The organism is Pseudomonas sp. PLB05 (genome assembly GCF_021106615.1).
Taxonomy (GTDB): domain Bacteria; phylum Pseudomonadota; class Gammaproteobacteria; order Pseudomonadales; family Pseudomonadaceae; genus Chryseomonas; species Chryseomonas benzopyrenica.
The window spans coordinates 126,823-143,589 of record NZ_JAJOHO010000002.1 but is presented as its reverse complement, the minus strand read 5'-3'; the positions used below and the strand labels follow the sequence as shown (position 1 = coordinate 143,589).

The 16,767-nt window shown below is 68.0% G+C and carries 16 protein-coding genes and 3 pseudogenes; 11 read left to right on the top strand and 8 right to left on the bottom strand.

The features are described from left to right. The first annotated feature begins 154 nt into the window (after positions 1–154). The 3 genes from LRS53_RS07370 to LRS53_RS07360 all read left to right on the top strand — a co-directional run bounded on the left by LRS53_RS07370 (position 155) and on the right by LRS53_RS07360 (position 2,158). The gene (locus LRS53_RS07370) at positions 155–739 is read left to right on the top strand and encodes a DNA-3-methyladenine glycosylase I (RefSeq protein ID WP_231355504.1); all 585 of its coding nucleotides are present in this window, start codon (positions 155–157) and stop codon (positions 737–739) included. Between the two features lie 90 nt (positions 740–829). Next, entirely contained in the window at positions 830–1,717 is an 888-nt protein-coding gene (locus LRS53_RS07365) for a lysophospholipid acyltransferase (RefSeq protein WP_231355503.1), read from the top strand. Between the two features lie 168 nt (positions 1,718–1,885). Continuing rightward, positions 1,886–2,158, top strand: a complete 273-nt coding sequence (locus LRS53_RS07360) for a PilZ domain-containing protein (RefSeq protein ID WP_017641486.1) — start codon at positions 1,886–1,888, stop codon at positions 2,156–2,158. Here the strand turns inward: LRS53_RS07360 and LRS53_RS07355 are convergent. Continuing rightward, the gene (locus tag LRS53_RS07355; RefSeq protein ID WP_231355502.1) at positions 2,149–2,466 is read right to left on the bottom strand and encodes a tetratricopeptide repeat protein; all 318 of its coding nucleotides are present in this window, start codon (positions 2,464–2,466) and stop codon (positions 2,149–2,151) included. The two genes, LRS53_RS07360 and LRS53_RS07355, sit on opposite strands and share 10 nt — an antisense overlap. A gap of 217 nt (positions 2,467–2,683) precedes the next feature. On the opposite strand from LRS53_RS07355, the gene LRS53_RS07350 reads away from it, so the two are divergent. Genes LRS53_RS07350 through LRS53_RS07340 form a run of 3 tightly spaced genes read left to right on the top strand, consistent with a single transcriptional unit; the run spans position 2,684 to position 4,503 of the window. Next, positions 2,684–3,646, top strand: a complete 963-nt coding sequence (locus LRS53_RS07350) for a M23 family metallopeptidase (RefSeq protein WP_231355501.1) — start codon at positions 2,684–2,686, stop codon at positions 3,644–3,646. After that, positions 3,627–3,986, top strand: a complete 360-nt coding sequence (locus LRS53_RS07345; RefSeq protein WP_231355500.1) for a hypothetical protein — start codon at positions 3,627–3,629, stop codon at positions 3,984–3,986. Before LRS53_RS07350 ends, LRS53_RS07345 begins: the two co-directional genes overlap by 20 nt. Positions 3,987–4,002: 16 nt before the next feature. Continuing rightward, complete coding sequence (locus tag LRS53_RS07340) at positions 4,003–4,503, top strand: bactofilin family protein (protein WP_068384394.1); 501 nt, start codon at positions 4,003–4,005, stop codon at positions 4,501–4,503. Here LRS53_RS07340 and rsmB read toward each other — a convergent pair. Genes rsmB through def form a run of 3 tightly spaced genes read right to left on the bottom strand, consistent with a single transcriptional unit; the run spans position 4,487 to position 7,294 of the window. Next, positions 4,487–5,788: a 16S rRNA (cytosine(967)-C(5))-methyltransferase RsmB gene (rsmB, locus tag LRS53_RS07335; RefSeq protein WP_231355499.1), complete on the bottom strand. Its 1,302-nt coding sequence runs from the start codon at positions 5,786–5,788 to the stop codon at positions 4,487–4,489. The genes LRS53_RS07340 and rsmB overlap by 17 nt on opposite strands. Then, complete coding sequence (gene fmt / locus LRS53_RS07330; protein ID WP_160922150.1) at positions 5,785–6,729, bottom strand: methionyl-tRNA formyltransferase; 945 nt, start codon at positions 6,727–6,729, stop codon at positions 5,785–5,787. Before fmt ends, rsmB begins: the two co-directional genes overlap by 4 nt. 58 nt (positions 6,730–6,787) lie before the next feature. Further along, positions 6,788–7,294, bottom strand: a complete 507-nt coding sequence (gene def, locus LRS53_RS07325) for a peptide deformylase (protein WP_160922151.1) — start codon at positions 7,292–7,294, stop codon at positions 6,788–6,790. 229 nt (positions 7,295–7,523) lie between these two features. Between def and LRS53_RS07320 the strand changes: the two genes are divergently transcribed. The 3 genes from LRS53_RS07320 (at position 7,524) to LRS53_RS07310 (ending at position 10,310) form a co-directional block, all read left to right on the top strand. Continuing rightward, entirely contained in the window at positions 7,524–8,555 is a 1,032-nt protein-coding gene (locus tag LRS53_RS07320) for a LysM peptidoglycan-binding domain-containing protein (RefSeq protein ID WP_026083893.1), read from the top strand. A 50-nt stretch (positions 8,556–8,605) separates the two neighbouring features. Next, entirely contained in the window at positions 8,606–9,691 is a 1,086-nt protein-coding gene (gene dprA / locus LRS53_RS07315; RefSeq protein ID WP_231355498.1) for a DNA-processing protein DprA, read from the top strand. Positions 9,692–9,755: 64 nt separating this feature from the next. After that, a complete protein-coding gene (locus LRS53_RS07310) occupies positions 9,756–10,310 on the top strand; it encodes an L-threonylcarbamoyladenylate synthase (protein WP_231355497.1) in 555 nt (184 codons plus the stop codon). A gap of 1 nt (position 10,311) precedes the next feature. Here LRS53_RS07310 and LRS53_RS23820 read toward each other — a convergent pair. From LRS53_RS23820 to LRS53_RS07300, 4 genes and pseudogenes are all read right to left on the bottom strand, one after another. Then, positions 10,312–10,629: pseudogene (locus tag LRS53_RS23820) on the bottom strand (response regulator); the annotation flags it as partial. A gap of 141 nt (positions 10,630–10,770) precedes the next feature. Further along, positions 10,771–11,010: pseudogene (locus LRS53_RS23815) on the bottom strand (ATP-binding protein); the annotation flags it as partial. Positions 11,011–11,211: 201 nt separating this feature from the next. Then, a pseudogene (locus LRS53_RS23810) lies at positions 11,212–12,726 on the bottom strand (PAS domain S-box protein); the annotation flags it as partial. 1,127 nt (positions 12,727–13,853) lie between these two features. Next, a complete protein-coding gene (locus LRS53_RS07300) occupies positions 13,854–14,831 on the bottom strand; it encodes an NADPH:quinone reductase (protein ID WP_017641496.1) in 978 nt (325 codons plus the stop codon). A 118-nt stretch (positions 14,832–14,949) separates the two neighbouring features. On the opposite strand from LRS53_RS07300, the gene hemF reads away from it, so the two are divergent. Further along, on the top strand, positions 14,950–15,879 hold the full coding sequence (gene hemF / locus LRS53_RS07295; RefSeq protein WP_231355496.1) for an oxygen-dependent coproporphyrinogen oxidase: 930 nt from the start codon (positions 14,950–14,952) through the stop codon (positions 15,877–15,879). A gap of 4 nt (positions 15,880–15,883) precedes the next feature. After that, positions 15,884–16,699 (top strand): shikimate dehydrogenase, encoded by an 816-nt coding sequence (gene aroE, locus LRS53_RS07290; protein ID WP_064307101.1) that lies wholly within the window; start codon positions 15,884–15,886, stop codon positions 16,697–16,699. The last annotated feature ends 68 nt before the right edge of the window (positions 16,700–16,767 follow it).

Here is a 16,767-nt window from a genome sequence, read left to right as displayed (position 1 = left end):
GTCTCAACCCAACCTACGGTCTAGCGCTGCCATGGCTGCGATACGCTGGCAACCTGATAGCGTGGAAAAGCGCCTGGTGAGGCCGTTGGATTCGTCTCATCACCCTGGCAACTGCGCTAAGGTGACGTCTCCCCTCGCCGTCCGAGCCTTCGCCATGCCGCGTTGCTTCTGGTGCACCGCCGATCCGCTGTACATCGAGTATCACGACCACGAATGGGGCGTGCCCCAGCGCGATCCGGCGGTGCTCTTCGAATTTCTCTTGCTGGAAGGCTTTCAGGCCGGGCTGTCGTGGATCACCGTGCTGAAGAAGCGCGAGCGCTATCGCCAGGTGCTGCACGGCTTCGATCCCCGGCGCCTGGCGCAGCTGAGCGATGCCGAGATCGAGGCGCTGATGCAGGATCCGGGCATCATCCGCAACGGCGCCAAGCTGCGCGCCGCCCGTCAGAATGCTCAGGCCTGGCTCAGACTCGAAGACCCGGCCGGCTGGCTATGGTCATTCGTCGGCGGTGCGCCGAAGATCAACCATTTTCGCGACAGCCACGAGGTACCGGCGATCACCCCGGAAGCCGAGGCCATGAGCAAGGCGCTCAAGAAAGCCGGTTTCACCTTTGTCGGCCCGACCATCTGCTATGCCTTCATGCAGGCCATGGGGCTGGTGATGGACCACACCCTCGATTGCGACCGCCATGCCGAGCTGGCGTCTTTGTCGGCAGAACCGCAGGAAAAGTCGAATGTATAGGCGTCAGTTGGCGCGAACCTTACGCTTTCTTAACGTTTCCGGGGCTTGTAGACGCTAAACTGTCGGCGCATTCAGACAGGAGTCCCTCTTTTGGAAAGATTCAAAGGCGCGCTGATGATCGCCTTCCTGCGCCTTTTCGCCCTGCTGCCCTGGCCGCTGGTGCAGCGCCTGGGTGGATTCATCGGCTGGTGCATATGGAAGCTGCCGACTCGCGCCAGCAAGGTCACCCGCATCAACCTCGCCCATTGTTTTCCCGAACTCGATGCCGCCGGTCTGGAACGGCTGTCGCGCGAGTGCCTGCGCGGCATCGGCAAGACCCTGACCGAAAGCGCCTGCGCCTGGATCTGGTCACCCCAGCGTTCCCTGCGCCTGGTGCGCGAGGTGGAAGGCATGGACGTCCTGCAGGAAGCCCTGGCCTCCGGCGATGGCGTGGTGGGCATCACCAGCCATCTGGGCAACTGGGAGTTGCTCAACCACTTCTACTGCTCCCATGCCAAGCCGATCATCTTCTACCGACCGCCCAAGCTGAAGGCGGTGGACGACCTGCTCAAGCGCCAGCGGGTCCAGCTGGGCAATCGCGTGGCGCCCTCCACCCCGGAAGGCATCATCAGCGTGATCAAGGAAGTCCGCCGCGGTGGCGCCGTGGGGATCCCGGCCGACCCGGAGCCGAGTCGCAGCGCCGGGCTGTTCGTGCCCTTCCTCGGTACCACCGCCCTGACCAGCAAGTTCGTGCCCTCGCTGCTGGCGCGCGGCAAGGCCCGCGGGGTGTTCTTCCACGCCGTGCGCCTGGCAGACGGCAGCGGCTACAAGGTGATCCTGGAAGCCGCGCCCGCAGCCATGTACGACCCGGATCCAGAGGTCTCGGTGGCCGCCATGAGCGAGGTGCTGGCCGGCTACGTACGGCGCTATCCGACCCAGTACATGTGGAGCATGAAGAGATTCAAGAATCGTCCGGACGGCGAGGAGAAGTGGTACTGAGGTCTTTCGCCCGGGTCCTGCCCGGGCGTTGAGGGGCAGGCGGTGGTCCTACGACCTATCGCTCGGCGCTTCGCCAGGACCGTTCGGTCGGCGCGCGGCTGACAGCCGCTGGGCTTTGCCGGAAGCTGCCCGGACCTCTAGGGAACGCCCAAGCCAGGGAGTCAGGCGATGAATTCGCGCGATCAGCGCCAACATACCCGTACCCCACTCAAGTGCCGGCTGTGGATCGCCTATCCGGATGGCGAGATCGTCGGTGAGACCCGCGACCTGTCCGATGGCGGCGTCTATGTGGTGCATCCCGAGCTGACCCGGCTACCGCAGGGCACCCGCGTGGTCGGCCAGGTACTCGATCTGCCGATCGAAGCGCCCAAGGTGACCATGGAAGTCATGCGCACCGACGCCGACGGCGCGGGCCTTAGGTTCCTGCGCGATCAGGACTGAGCGCGGCGCGCCAGGCGCTTGAGAAACACCGTCATCTCCTTTTCCGCCTGCTTGTCGCCCTTGGCCTGCGCCGCCTGCAGGCCCTGGGTCCAGGCCGCCTCGGCGCTGGCCAGATCGCCGCTCCCCTCATGGGCCTTGCCCAGCAGTTTCCAGGCCGCCGAATAGGCCGGATCGAATTCGACGCAACGCGCCAGGTGCTCGATCGCCCGCGCGGGCTCCCCGGCATCCAGATAGCCCTTGCCCAGACCGAATCTGAGCAGGGCGTTGTCCTGGCCGCGAACGAGCATTTTCTCCAGGGATTCGAGCATGGCGGACTCCGGTAGCAGCGGGAGGGACGGGCCGATTCACGACCTTGAGCCGAACATTCTGCCCCGACTACCGGCAGCCTGGCGATCCGGCGCTGAAAGTGCCATATGTCCGGTGGACGGGCAGGTTGGTCTGGAACAGGCCTTTTGCCATCATTTTGTGACGTGTTTCACTTTAAGCTGACTGATCTATCGGCGCCTAAAACGGCCGCAGGATCTGATGAAGCTGTTTTCTTCCCTCAGTCGCAAGCTTGTGCGGGACGGTGCCCACATCGTCGACCCGCGTCAGGCAAAGAGCCCCTGGCTGCTGATCCTGACGCTGACATCGCTGCTGACATCCGTTCTGGGCTGCTGGCTGGGTGGTCGGGTTTCGCCTGCTGCAGCTCCGGCCACCCCTGTCGCTGCCACTCCGGGCAGCGCCAGCACAACGGTGGCCCTGGAGCGAATGGGCGTGCTGGTCGGCCGGCTGCAATCGCTGGAGGCCGATACCCAGGCGCTGCAGCGGATGCTGGAGCAGAACAGGCAATTGCGCGACCAGGTGAGCGCGGTCGACCCCAGTCTGCTGGTCGAGCCTTCCACGCGAGGTGCCCAGGGCGGTGCCTGGCTGCCGGCGCGATCCTGTAACGCCGGCGCCGCCAGCCAGGGCTTGCCTCTGCGCATGCTGGGTGCCAGCGAACAGGTAGCGCTCTGCCTGCGTCAACAGCTGGATCTGCTGCTGAACCGGGTGGCCAGTCGCAATGCCGCCCTAATGGCGATTCCCTCGCTACGCCCAGTGGAACAGGCCCGTCTGGGATCGCTGTTCGGCAATCGGGTCGATCCCTTTACCGGTCACCTGGCGTTTCATTCCGGTGTCGACTTCGCCGCGCCCACTGGCACCCAGGTACACGCCGCTGCCGGGGGGCGTGTCCAGGTCACGGGCGCCCTGGGTGGCTATGGCAATCGGGTGGAGGTCGCTCACGGCAATGGCCTGGTCACCCGCTATGCTCATCTGAGCCGCATCTTCGTCAAGGAAGGCCAGGTGGTCACCCCCGGGCAACTCCTGGGTGCGGTGGGCTCCACTGGACGCTCGACCGGACCTCATCTGCATTTCGAGGTCTTGCGTGACGGCCAATTCCTCGACCCCCAGCGCTTTCTTGCCCTGGGCCGACTGGAGCCCGAGCGCGATGGCCAGGCGCGCGACTAGTCGAGCGTCGAGTCGCGAGCTGCTGCGCGGCGAATTTCGCCTGCAGCCGGTCCCGCGACGGCGACTGGCCGGCTGGGTTGGTTTGTGCCTGCTGCTGTTGATACCGCTCGCGTTGCTGGTGGTCGGGCAGCGGATCCACCAGCGATACCAGGCGGAACTGAATCACCTGCAAGCCGAGAATCAGCACCTGCGCGATCGTCTGGCGCAGCAGACGCTGGATCTGCAACTGGGCACGGCTGCCGAGCGCCAGCTGACCGAGCGCAACGCTGCTCTGCTGGCGCAGGTCGAGCGCCTGAGCGCGGAGCTGGCCTTCTTCCGTCGCCAGAATCAGAAACCCTAGCTGGAGAGCAGCACGGATGTTCAACAGAAAGAAGGCGGTTCCTCGCCCCGCGGTGAATGGCTTTTCCAGTCTCATCGCCGACAACCTGTCGATCCGCGGTGATCTGGAGTTCAGCGATGGTCTCAAAGTCGACGGCCGGGTATGCGGCAGCATCAGTTTCAAGTCCGGCACCACCAGCCTGCTGGCGATCAGTGCCAATGGCGTGGTGGAGGGCGACGTGAGCAGCTACGACGCCCTGATCGATGGCACCATCGTCGGCGATCTGCGGGTCGAGCATCTGCTGGAGCTGCATTCCAATGCGCGGGTGCAGGGCAACATCACCTATCGCCAGCTGAGCATGGAGAACGGCGCCGTGGTGGAAGGCACCCTGAGTCGCCTCGAAGAAGGCTCCCCGGTGCTGGAGCTGCCCCAGGCGGAGGTACGCGCGCAGTTGCCGCACCCAGCCGCCACCGCGGAGAAGCGTCCGCAGCAGGGTACGAACCAGCCGCTACCGCCAGAGGCTAGCGAGCAATCTTGATCAGCTTGCAGTAATAGAAGCCGTCGTGGCCTTCGGGCTGCGGCAGGAGCTGTCGACCATGGGGCTGGGCGAGGCCCCAGGGCGCGGGGATGTCCAGTTCGCGGACGCCCGGGGTGCGAGCGAGAAAGGCGGCGAGGTTGTCGCTGTTCTCTTCCGGCAACACCGAGCAGGTGGCGTAGACCAGGATGCCGCCGACGTCCAGCGTCGGCCAGAGGGCGTCCAGTAATTCGCCCTGCAACTGCACCAGGGGCGCGATATCGCTGGCCTGACGGGTCAGCTTGATGTCCGGATGGCGGCGGATCACCCCGGTGGCGCTGCAAGGAGCGTCCAGCAGGATGCGCTGGAAGGGCGTGCCGTCCCACCAGTCGGCCACGGCGCGGCCATCGGCGGCCAGGGTGCGGGCGGTGAGGCCCAGGCGCGCCAGATTCTGCTCGACGCGCTCCAGGCGACCGGCATCGGCGTCCAGCGCCACCACCTCAGCCAGCGCCGGTTCGCGTTCCAGCAGGTGGCAGGTCTTGCCACCGGGCGCGGCGCAAGCGTCCAGCACCCGTTGTCCGGGCGCCAGCTCCAGCAGCTCGGCGGCCAACTGCGCGGCTTCGTCCTGCACGCTGAGACGCCCCGCGGCAAAGCCCGGCAGGGCGGTGACGTCCTGGGGCTGCAGCAGGCGGATGCCGTCGGCGCTGAAGGCGCAGGGCACGGCCTCGATGCCGGCGGCGGCCAGCTCGGCCAGATAGCTGTCGCGACTGCCCTGGCGGCGATTGACCCTGAGGATCAGCGGCGGGTGCAGGTTGTTCGCGGAGGCGATGGCTTCCCACTGCGCCGGCCAGCGCGCCTTGAGCGTCTTCTGCAACCAGCGTGGATGAGCCAGGCGCGCGGCCGGGTCATGCTCCAGGGCCGGCAGCAGGCTGTCGTATTCACGCTGGGCACGGCGCAGCACGGCGTTGAGCAGGCCCTTGGCCGAGGACTTCTTCAGCTTGTCGACGCAGCCCACCGTCTCGCCGATGGCGGCGTGGGCCGGGATGCGGGTGTGGAACAGCTGGTAGAGCCCGATCAGCAGCAGGGCTTCGAGATCGCGGTCGCCGGCCTTGAAGGGTTTCTGCATGAGCTTTTCCGCCAGCAGCGACAGGCGCGGCTGCCAGCGGGCGGTGCCGAAGGCCAGGTCCTGGGCCAGGGCGCGGTCACGCGGATCGACCTTGGCCAGTTGCTCGGGCAGGCTGCTACCGAGGGAGGCGCGCCCGGCCAGGACCGCCGCCAGGGCGCGGGTGGCCGCCAGCCGCGGATTCATAGACCCAGTACCTGGCCGGGGGCGAAGCGTTCGCGGCGGGCGTTGTAGAGATCGGCGAAGCCCAGCGGCTTGCCACCGGGCAGTTGCAGCCGGGTCAGGCGCAGGGCGCCCTCGCCACAGGCGACCAGCAGGCCTGCGCGATCGGCGTCGAGCACCATGCCGGGAACGCCCTGCCCTTCGGCCAGCTCCGCGCCCCAGACCTTGAGCGGCTCGCCAGCCAGGGCGGTGTGGCACAGCGGCCAGGGATCGAAGGCGCGGATACGCCGCTCCAGCTCCACCGCCGGCCGACCCCAGTCCAACCGGGCCTCGTCCTTGTTGAGCTTGTGGGCGTAGGTGGCCAGGTTGTCGTCCTGTACCTCGCCCTGCAGACTGCCGTCGGCCAGCCCCGGCAGGGCCTGGACCACGGCGGCGGCGCCCAAGGCGGCCAGGCGATCGTGCAGGCTGCCACCGGTGTCCGTGGCGGTCAGCGGCGTGGTCACCTTGCTCAGCATGGGGCCGGTATCCAGACCGGCTTCCATGCGCATCACGGTGACCCCGGACTCGGCATCGCCGGCTTCCAGGGCGCGCTGGATGGGCGCGGCGCCGCGCCAGCGCGGCAGCAGCGAGGCATGGCTGTTGATGCAACCCAGGCGCGGGATATCCAGCACCGCCTGGGGCAGGATCAGGCCGTAGGCCACTACCACCAGCAGATCGGGTTCCAGAGCCGCCAGGGTGGCCTGGGCCGCGGGATCGCGCAGGGTCGGCGGCTGCTGCACGGGAATGCCGTGGCTCAGTGCCAGCTGCTTGACCGGGCTCATGGCCAGTTTCTGGCCCCGCCCGGCGGGACGATCCGGCTGGGTATAGACGGCGGCAATGGGATAACCGGCGTCGATCAGCGCCTGCAGGTGCACGGCGGCGAATTCCGGGGTTCCGGCGAAGACGAGGCGAAGGGATCTGGACATGGCGGACCTGGCGGAAAGGGCGAGCGGCGGACGCCGATGACGCCGTCCGCCAGGGCGATCAGGCCTTGTGGCGCTGCTGCTTTTCGAGCTTCTTCTTGATGCGATCGCGCTTGAGCGGCGACAGGTAGTCGACGAACAGCTTGCCGTCGAGGTGATCGATCTCGTGCTGGATGCATACCGCCAAGAGGCCGTCGCATTCCAGCTCGAAGGGCTTGCCGTCGCGATCCAGGGCCTTGACCCGGACGCGCTCGGGGCGGCAGACCTTTTCGTAGAAACCAGGGATCGACAGGCAGCCTTCCTGGTACTCGCCCAGTTCCTGGGTGAGCGGCTCGGCCTCGGGGTTGATGAAGACCAGCGGTTCGCTCTTGTCTTCGCTGACGTCGATCACCACCAGGCGGCGATGAACGTTGACCTGGGTGGCGGCCAGACCGATGCCGGGCGCTTCGTACATGGTCTCGAACATGTCGTCGATGGTCTGGCGCAGGGCATCGTCGACCACGTCGATGGGCTTGGCGACGGTGCGCAGGCGGGGATCGGGGAATTCGAGGATGTCTAGGATCGCCATGGCGTTGAGGGCACTTGTGGAATACAGTCAAGGGGCGCTGCTAAGATGCCGCAGCGTTGTTTCCACCCGGCTCGAGCTGGTCCCGAGCGGTGGATGACGTCGGTCGACGGGGATGAGCGCCTGCGCTGCCCGGGGCCGACGAAGGTGGCGATCAGGGCACGACTGGGGCGATTCCCCGACGTTTGCGTGAAGACGGTTCTTCAAAGCTAAGTGTAAAGGGATTCGACGCATGAGGAAATCTTTGTTCGCCCTGCTGCTGGTCGCCGGGGGCGCCCTGCAGTCGGCGTACGCAGCGGTCACCCTGCGTCAGGATCACCCGGAGAGCTATACCGTGGTCCGCGGCGATACCCTCTGGGACATCTCCGCCAGATTCCTCAGCAAGCCCTGGGAATGGCCGGAGATCTGGCAGGCCAATCCGCAGGTCAAGAATCCCCATCTCATCTATCCCGGCGATACCCTGGTGCTGAGCTACGTCGACGGCCAGCCGCGGCTGCAGCTCAACCGCGGCGCCTCGCGTGGCACGGTCAAACTGTCGCCCACGGTGCGCAGCACGCCCATCGCCGAAGCCATCCCGGCCATTCCGCTGGAAGCGGTCAACAGCTTCCTCTTGCAGAATCGCGCCATCGATTCGGCCGAGCAGTTCCAGGCGGCGCCCTATGTGGTGGCCGGCAACGCCGAGCGCGTGGTGAGCGGCGCCGGCGATCGCATCTATGTGCGCGGCAAGCTGCAGCCGGGTGTCTCGGCCTATGGCATCTACCGCCAGGGCAAGACCTATGTCGATCCCAAGACCGGTGCCTTTCTCGGCATCAATGGCGACTTCATCGGCAGCGCCGATCTGGTCACCCAGGAGGGCGACATCGCCACCCTGCGGCTGACCCGCACCACCCAGGAGGTACGCCTGGGCGACCGGCTGTTCCCTACCGAGGAGCGGCTGGTGAATTCCACCTTCATGCCCAGCGCCCCCGCCCGCGACATCAACGGCCTGATCCTCGACGTGCCGCGCGGCGTCACCCAGATCGGCCAGTTCGATGTGGTGACCCTCAACAAGGGCGCCCGGGACGGTCTGGCCGAGGGCAATGTGCTGGCGGTCAACAAGACCGGCGAGACGGTACGTGATCGCATCACCGGCGAGCTGGTGAAGATCCCCGACGAGCGCGCCGGGCTGCTGATGGTCTTTCGCACCTACGACAAGATCAGCTACGGCCTGGTCCTGACCGCCACCCGCCAGCTGGCGATCATGGACAAGGTGCGCAACCCCTAACCTCTTCCGGGTCGCCAGGACGGCGACCGGCCACCCTCAAGGATGACAGCATGGCCAGCCTCTCCCCTGCCGAGCTGGACGCTCGGCTTCGCCTGCATGCCCTGCCGGAGCTCGGTGCCGTGCGCCAGCGCCTGCTGCTGGATGCCTTTGGCAGCGCCAGCGCCGCCCTCAGTGCCCCCGCCTCGGCCTGGCGCGCCCTGCGCCTGCCGGCGGTGGCCGCGGACGCCCGCCGCAGCCCCGCGACCCGCGAACGGGTCGACCAGGCCCTGGCCTGGCTGGAGGGCCCCGAGCGCCATCTGCTCTGCGTGGGCGACGAGCGCTATCCGGCGCTGCTCGCCGAGATCGCCGATCCACCGCCGCTGCTGTTCGTCGAAGGACGGGTCGAGTTGCTCGAACGACCGCAACTGGCCCTGGTCGGCAGCCGCCAGGCCAGTGCCCAGGGACTCGACAATGCCCGGCGCTTCGCCCACAGCCTGGCCGCGGCCGGTTTCTGCATCACCAGCGGCCTGGCGCTGGGCATCGATGGCGCGGCGCACCAGGGCGCGCTGGACGCCGGCGGCGGTACGGTGGCCGTGCTGGGCACCGGCCTCCGACAGCTCTATCCCCGCCGTCATCTGGGCCTCGCCCGGCGCCTGCTGGCCGAGGGTGGGGCGCTAGTTTCGGAATTGCCGCTGGACTGCACGCCCCAGGCCGCCAACTTTCCGCGGCGCAACCGGATCATCAGCGGCCTCAGCCTGGGTACCCTGGTGGTGGAGGCCAGCCCCTCCAGCGGTTCGCTGATCACCGCGCGGCTGGCCGCCGAGCAGGGCCGCGAGGTGTTCGCCCTGCCCGGCTCCATCCATCATCCCGGGGCGCGAGGCTGTCATCAGCTGATCCGTGAAGGGGCGCAACTGGTGGAGGGCGTGGAGCATATCCTCGAAGCCCTGCAGGGCTGGCGCAGGCTGGCCCCGGTCGCCACGGCCGCGGTGGTCGAGGATCACCCCCTGCTGCGGCAGCTGGCCGCCGGACCGCTCAACAGCGAAGAGTTGGCGCGGCTCTGCCGCCTGTCGTTGCCGGAGGTGCTGGTCCAGCTGACCGAGTTGGAGCTGGAGGGCCGGGTGGTGGCGCAGCAGGGCAGCTGGACGCGTCTCGGCTAGCGGTGGATGGCTACCATCGGCGGCGCGCTCGGGTAGACTTCAGGGATTTGGCGGAGGCAAGGCGATGCACAACAGCTGGCGAGTGCGGCAGGCGGCGCGAATCGTGCGCGAGGGGGGCGTGCTGGCCTACCCCACCGAGGCCGTCTGGGGCCTGGGCTGCGATCCCTGGGATCAGGCCGCGGTCTATCGCCTGCTGACGCTCAAGCGGCGGCCCATGGAAAAGGGCTTGATCCTGGTGGCCGATACCATCCGCCAGTTCGACTTCCTGCTCCACGATCTGCCGGAAGATTCCCTGGCCAAGCTGGCCAGCACCTGGCCGGGCCCCAACACCTGGCTGGTGCCGCACCACAATCGCCTGCCCGGCTGGGTGACCGGCGCCCACGCCACCGTGGCGCTACGGGTCTCCGAGCATCCGCTGGTGGGCGAACTCTGCGCCCTCACCGGTCCGCTGATCTCCACCTCGGCCAATCCCGCCGGCCGCCCGGCCGCGCGCACCCGGCTGCGGGTTCAGCAGTACTTCCCCGATAACCTGGATGGCATCCTCATGGGCGAACTGGGTGGGCGCAATAATCCCAGCGTGATTCGCGATCTGGTGACCGGCAAGGTCTTCCGGCCCTAGGTCAGTCCAGCAACTGGCGCAGCAACCGCGCCAGGGCATCGATCTGGAACGGCTTGGCCAGCGAGAGCTCGCCGTTCGGGGTCGGCCGTTCGGCGTGACCGCTGACGAACAGCACCGGCAACTCCGGCCAGCGCTCGCGCAGGCGCCCGGCCAGATCGGCGCCGTCGAGATCCGGCAGGCCGAGATCGGTGATCAGCAGGTCACAGGGCAGGTCGCCGTCGACCAGAGTGAGCGCCGCTGAGGCACTGGCCGCGGTGCGCACGCGATAGCCCAGCTCGGTGAGCATCTCGCGCAGCAACAGCCGCACCGAAACATCGTCTTCCACCAGCAGCAGGCGTTCGCCTCGGCTCTGGGCGATGGCCGCCTGGGGCCTATCGCTCGCTGCCGGTCGCTCGGGCTGGGCACAGGGCAGCCAGAGGCTGACCCGGGTGCCGCTGCCCAGTTCGCTCTCCAGGGTCACGTGGCCACCCGACTGCTTGATGAAGCCATAGAGCATCGACAGGCCCAGACCGGTGCCCTGGCCGATGGGCTTGGTGGTGAAGAAGGGATCGAAGGCGCGATCCACCACCTCGACCGGCATGCCGCTGCCGGTGTCGGCGATGGTCAGGCGCACATAGTCACCCGGCGGCAGGTCATGCTTGGCGGCCAGGTCGGTGAGGTGATCGAGGGCGGTTTCCAGGGTCAGCTGACCCCCCTCGGGCATGGCGTCGCGGGCGTTGATCACCAGATTCAGCAGGGCGTTCTCCAGCTGGTTGGTGTCGGTGCGCGCCGGCGGCAACTGCAGCGCGAGGCTGCTGCGCAGGCTGATGCGTTCGCCCAGGGTGCGCTGGAAGAGTTCTTCCAGGGACAGGATCAGGTCATTGACGTCCACCGGCCGCGGGTCGAGGGTCTGCCGACGCGCGAAAGCCAGCAGGCGATGGGTCAGAGCGGCCGCGCGGGTGGCGGATTGCTCGGCGGTGTCCAGGTAGCGCTGCAGGTTGTCGTGGCGGCCCTGGTCCAGGCGCCGACGCAGCAATTCCAGGGAGCCGCTGATGCCGGTGAGCAGGTTGTTGAAGTCGTGGGCGATGCCGCCGGTGAGATGGCCGATGGCTTCCATCTTCTGTGCCTGGCGCAACGCGGCCTCGGCGTTCTGCAGGGCCAGGGCGGCGTCGTGCTCGACGGTGACGTCGCGGCCGAAGACATAGATGCGGCCATCGTGATCGGCGGTGGCCTTCCACATCATGTGGCGCCAGTGGCCGTCGCGTGTGCGCAGGCGGCCCGGCAGGTCGCTGAGCACCTCGCCATGGCGCAGGGCGGCCAGGCGCGGGAACACCGGTGGATCGTCCGGGTGCTCCAGCGAGGTCGGCGGCTGGTGGCGCAATTCCTCGTCGTCCCAACCCAGGGTGCGGCCCCAGGCCGGATTGCGACTGAGCCAGCGTTGCCCCTGGATGACACCGAGCAGGTCGTCGGCCACCCGCCACATGCGGTCACGCTCGACGGTGCGCTCATGGACGCGCTGTTCCAGCAGTTCGGCCAGGCGCCGCAGGCGGTGTTCGGCCATGCGGATCTCGCTGACGTCGGTGTGCACGCCCACCCATTCGCAGACCACGCCGTTTTCCCGCACCGGCAGGGCGCGCACGCTGAAGGTGCGCCACTGACCGTCGCGGCAGCGCAGCCGGTGTTCGTCGTGGAAGTCCACCTGTTGCTGCACCGCCAATCGCCAGCGGCGCAGGGTGCGGGGGGCATCCTCGGGATGCAGGGCAGCGGCCCAGCCGTCCTGCTGATACTGGGCATAGCTCTGCCCGGTCAGGGTGCTCCAGGCGAGTTGTTCGCCGAGCAGGTGCCCCTGGGCATTGCTGGTCCAGACCACCCCCTGCACCGCCTCCACGGCGTTGCGGAAGCGCTGGTTGGACAGGTGCAGCGCGGCTTCGGCCTGCTTGCGCTGGGTGAGATCCACCACCACCAGACTCACCGACAGCTCCTGGCCGATTTCCGACTGCAGCGGCGAGCCATGCAGGCTGACCCAGACCACCGAGCCATCCGGGCGCAGGAAGCGCTGGTCCAGCTTGAAGCTGTCGCCGCGCTCGCGCAGGGTGTCGAGATGGCGCTCCAGGATGGCCCGGTCCTCGGGATGGGTCTGGGCCTGCAGGGTCTGTTCCAGCACCCCAACCTCGTTGCGATCGAGCAATTCGCAATAGCGGCGATTGGCGAGCAGGATGCGCCCGCGGGCGTCGGTCTGGCAGATGCCGACTGCCGCCTGGTTGATCAGGCTGGCCAGCCGCGCGCTGTGTTCGCGCAGGGCATTTTCCGCATCGACCCGCTGCTGAACGTCGTCGAACAGGGTGACCGAGGCGATCACCTCGCCGGTGGCCGAGCGAACGGGCGCGCTGGATACTTCCAGCAGCCGGATGCTGCCGTCGGGCCGTCGATAGCGCATCAATTCGGGCGGTACCGCCTGGCCGCTACGCAGGACCCGGACCGTGGGATAGTCGTCCACCGCATAGGGCTGGCCATTGGCATGCAGGGCGCCGATGGCGCCATAGCGTTCGTCCAGCGTCTCACCGGCCGGGCGCTTGCCCAGGAGGAGGTCGACGCGGTCATTGAGCATCACCGCTTCCTCGCTGCCGGCCTCGGTGATGGAGATGCCCAGGGGCGCCTGCTGCAGCACGCTGGCCAGGAGCCCCTGTTCCAGCGACAACCGCCGTTCCAGGTGCCGGACCTGGTCCTGGGTCTGCTGCCGCACCAGCAGGGCGCCCAGCAGCAGGGCCAACTGGTCCAGCAACAGCCGGGTGTCCGCCTCGACGGCGTTGCTCAGCTGCAGATAGCCCAGGGGCTGCGCCGCAGCGCCGAACGGGAGGAGCGACTGATCCGCCGGCAGGCTGCCGGCCTCGGCCACGGACAGCAGCCGCGCCTGGGGATCGTCGGCCAGGTCACGCAGGGCCTGGGTGGCGCACAGGCGCAGAGCGGCAAGATCCGCCGTGCCGCTGAGGCGCCGCGACCATTCGCCAAGCGCCTGCAGGCGTTGTGGCAGATCCCGCTCGGCACTGCGCCGGGCGGCGAAGCGAGCCCGACTCGCTGGGGCCTGCCAGACGTGCAGCAGCCAACCCACGGCGACATCCGCCCGGCGCAGCGGCACCAGGTGCAGGTCGAGGCGCACCAGATGACCATCGCGATGGCGCAGGCCCTGGGTCTGGCAGCGTTCGAGGGCGGTCAGCCAGCCGTCCGCCGGGGGTTCCGGGAGCAGCAGGCCGACGATGGACTCGCCGACCTTGTCCTGCGCGCTCCAGCCCAGCAGCCGGGCGACGGCCGGGCACCACTGCCCGATGCACCCTTCGGCGGTCAGGGTGATCAGTGCCGTGTCCGTGGCGGTGTCGAGCAGGTTGGCGAGGGGGCTGGAGATGGGCATGACGAGGGCAGCGATCCGGCCGATTCTGGAAAGAGCGTCGAGACCTTGGCGGCCTGACTGTCCGAGATAGACCGGCGTTTACCCCCGTCGTGCCGCCTGGTTACGGGAAACTTAATGGCCGTCACGATTTACCCGGCCAGGCGCGCGAACGTCTAGCCTCAGGGCAGCAGGATGGTCGAGCCGCTGGTCTCGCGGCCTGACAGCGCCCGGTGCGCCTCCTGCACCTCGGCCAGCGGATAGCGGCGACCGATGTCCACCTGGATACGGCCATCGGTGATCAGCTCGAACAGCTGATCGGCCATGTCCTGCAGCGCTTCGGGCGAGGCGGCGTAGGTGGCCAGGGTCGGCCGGGTCACATAGAGCGAACCCTTCTGCGAGAGGATGCCCAGGTTGACCCCGGTGACCGCGCCCGAGGCGTTGCCAAAGCTGACCATCAGGCCGCGCGGGGCCAGACAGTCCAGCGACATCTCCCAGGTGTCCTTGCCGACGCCGTCGTAGACCACCGGCACCTTGGCACCCTCGGTCAGCTCGCGGACCCGCGCCGGGACGTCTTCCTGGCGATAGTCGATCACTGCCCAGGCGCCCAGGGCCTTGGCCTTTTCCAGTTTTTCCGGCGAGCCGGCGGTACCGATCAGGCGTACGCCCAGGGCCTTGGCCCATTGGCAGGCCAGGGAGCCGACGCCACCCGCCGCGGCATGGAACAGCACGGTGTCGCCGGCCTGCAGTGGATAGGTCTGGCGCAGCAGGTACTGCACCGTCAGGCCCTTGAGCATGACCGCAGCGCCCTGCTCGAAGGAGACCGCCTCCGGCAGGTGCACCAGATGCCGCTCGGGCAGCACATGGACCTCGGCATAGGCGCCCAGCGGACCGGTGGCGTAGGCGACGCGGTCGCCGGCCTTGAAGCGGGTGACGGCATTGCCCACTGCCTCCACCACCCCGGCACCCTCGGTGCCCAGGCCCGAGGGCAGCGACGGCGGCGGATAGAGGCCGCTGCGGTAGTAGGTCTCGATGAAGTTGAGGCCGATGGCGTGGTTGCGCACCCGCACCTCGTCGGGGCCGGGCGCGGCGGGTTCGAAATCCACAAGTTCGAGTACTTCGGGACCACCGGTGCGGCTGAACTGGATGCGCTGGGCCATGCTGTCGGTTCCTTATTGACGTGAGCCTTCATCCAAGCCGCAACCGCGGGCCACGTCAACCGGTCGGATACGGGTGTTATGCTCTCCGCCCTCCCCGCCTGTTGTGGAAATCCTTGCGATGAATCCCTCCCTGGAGGCCGTCAAGGCCTATCTGCTCGATCTGCAGGAGCGCATCTGCGCCGCGCTGGAAGCCGAGGATGGCGCCGCACCTTTCGTCGAAGACGCCTGGACCCGGCCGACCGGCGGTGGTGGCCGCACCCGGGTCATCGCCGAGGGCGCCCTGCTGGAAAAGGGCGGCGTGAACTTCTCCCATGTGCATGGCGACAGCCTGCCGCCCTCGGCCAGCGCCCATCGGCCGGAACTGGCCGGACGCAGCTTCGAGGCCATGGGCGTGTCCCTGGTCATGCACCCGCGCAATCCGCATATTCCCACCGCGCACGCCAATGTGCGCTTCTTTCTCGCCGAGAAGCCCGGCGAGGCACCAGTCTGGTGGTTCGGTGGCGGTCTCGACCTCACCCCCTACTACGGCAACGAGGCCGACTGCGTGCACTGGCACCAGGTCTGCCATGACGCCTGCGCACCCTTCGGCGCTGACGTCTATCCGCGCTACAAGGCCTGGTGCGACCGCTATTTCCACCTCAAGCACCGCGGCGAACCGCGCGGCATCGGTGGCCTGTTCTTCGATGACCTGAACGACTGGGACTTCGACACCTGCTTCGCCTTCCAGCGCGCCATCGGCGATGCCTTCGTCGACGCCTACCTGCCCATCGTCCAGCGCCGCCGTGACCAGCCTTATGGCCAGGCTGAGCGGGAATTCCAGGCCTATCGCCGTGGGCGCTACGTGGAATTCAACCTGGTCTACGACCGTGGCACCCTGTTCGGCCTGCAATCCGGCGGCCGCACCGAGTCCATCCTCATGTCGCTGCCGCCCGAGGTGCGCTGGGGTTATGACTGGAAGCCCGTGCCCGGCTCGCCGGAAGCGCGCCTGACCGATTTCTTTCTCACCGACCGCGACTGGCTCGCGCTCGCCCCGACGCCTGCAGGATAGACCCATGGATCGCTACGCCGTCTTCGGCAACCCCATCGCCCACAGCAAGTCGCCGCTGATCCACAGCCTGTTCGCCGACCAGACCGGTCAGCGCCTGCACTACGGGCCGCTGCTGGCACCGCTGGACGGCTTCGCCGAAAGCGCCCGCAGCTTCTTCCAGAGCGGCCTGGGCGCCAACGTCACGGTGCCCTTCAAGGAAGAGGCCTACCAGCTGTGCGACGACCTCACCCCGCGCGCCCGGCGCGCCGGGGCGGTCAACACCCTCAAGCGCCAGCCTGACGGTCGCCTGCTGGGCGACAACACCGATGGCGCCGGGCTGGTGCGGGACCTCACCGTCAACGCCGGTCTGCAGCTGGCTGGCCAGCGCGTCCTGGTGCTGGGCGCCGGGGGCGCGGTACGCGGCGTGCTGGAGCCGCTGCTGGCCTGCCAGCCCGGGCAACTGGTGCTGGCCAACCGCACCGAACTCAAGGCGGTGCAGCTGGCGCGGGAATTCGCCGAGCTGGGGGCCATCGAGGTGGCCGCCTTCTCCACCCTGCGCGAGCCCTTCGACGTCATCATCAACGGCACTTCCGCCAGCCTCGGCGGCGGTCGCCCACCGATCTCGGAAGCGGTGATCGGTCCGCAGACGGTGACCTACGACATGATGTACGGCAAGGACCTCACCCCCTTCAATCGCTGGGCGCAGGATGAGGGTGCCTTCCACACCCTGGACGGCTTGGGCATGCTGGTGGAACAGGCCGCCGAGGCCTTCGAACTCTGGCGCGGCGTGCGCCCCGACGGTGCGCCGGTGCTGGCGGAGTTGCGGCGGCAGCTGGGTTAGTTCCGGGATGCTGTTGGGCTTCGCTGCGCTCAGCGCCAACCTACGGCCATGGCTGTGATCAGTTGTAG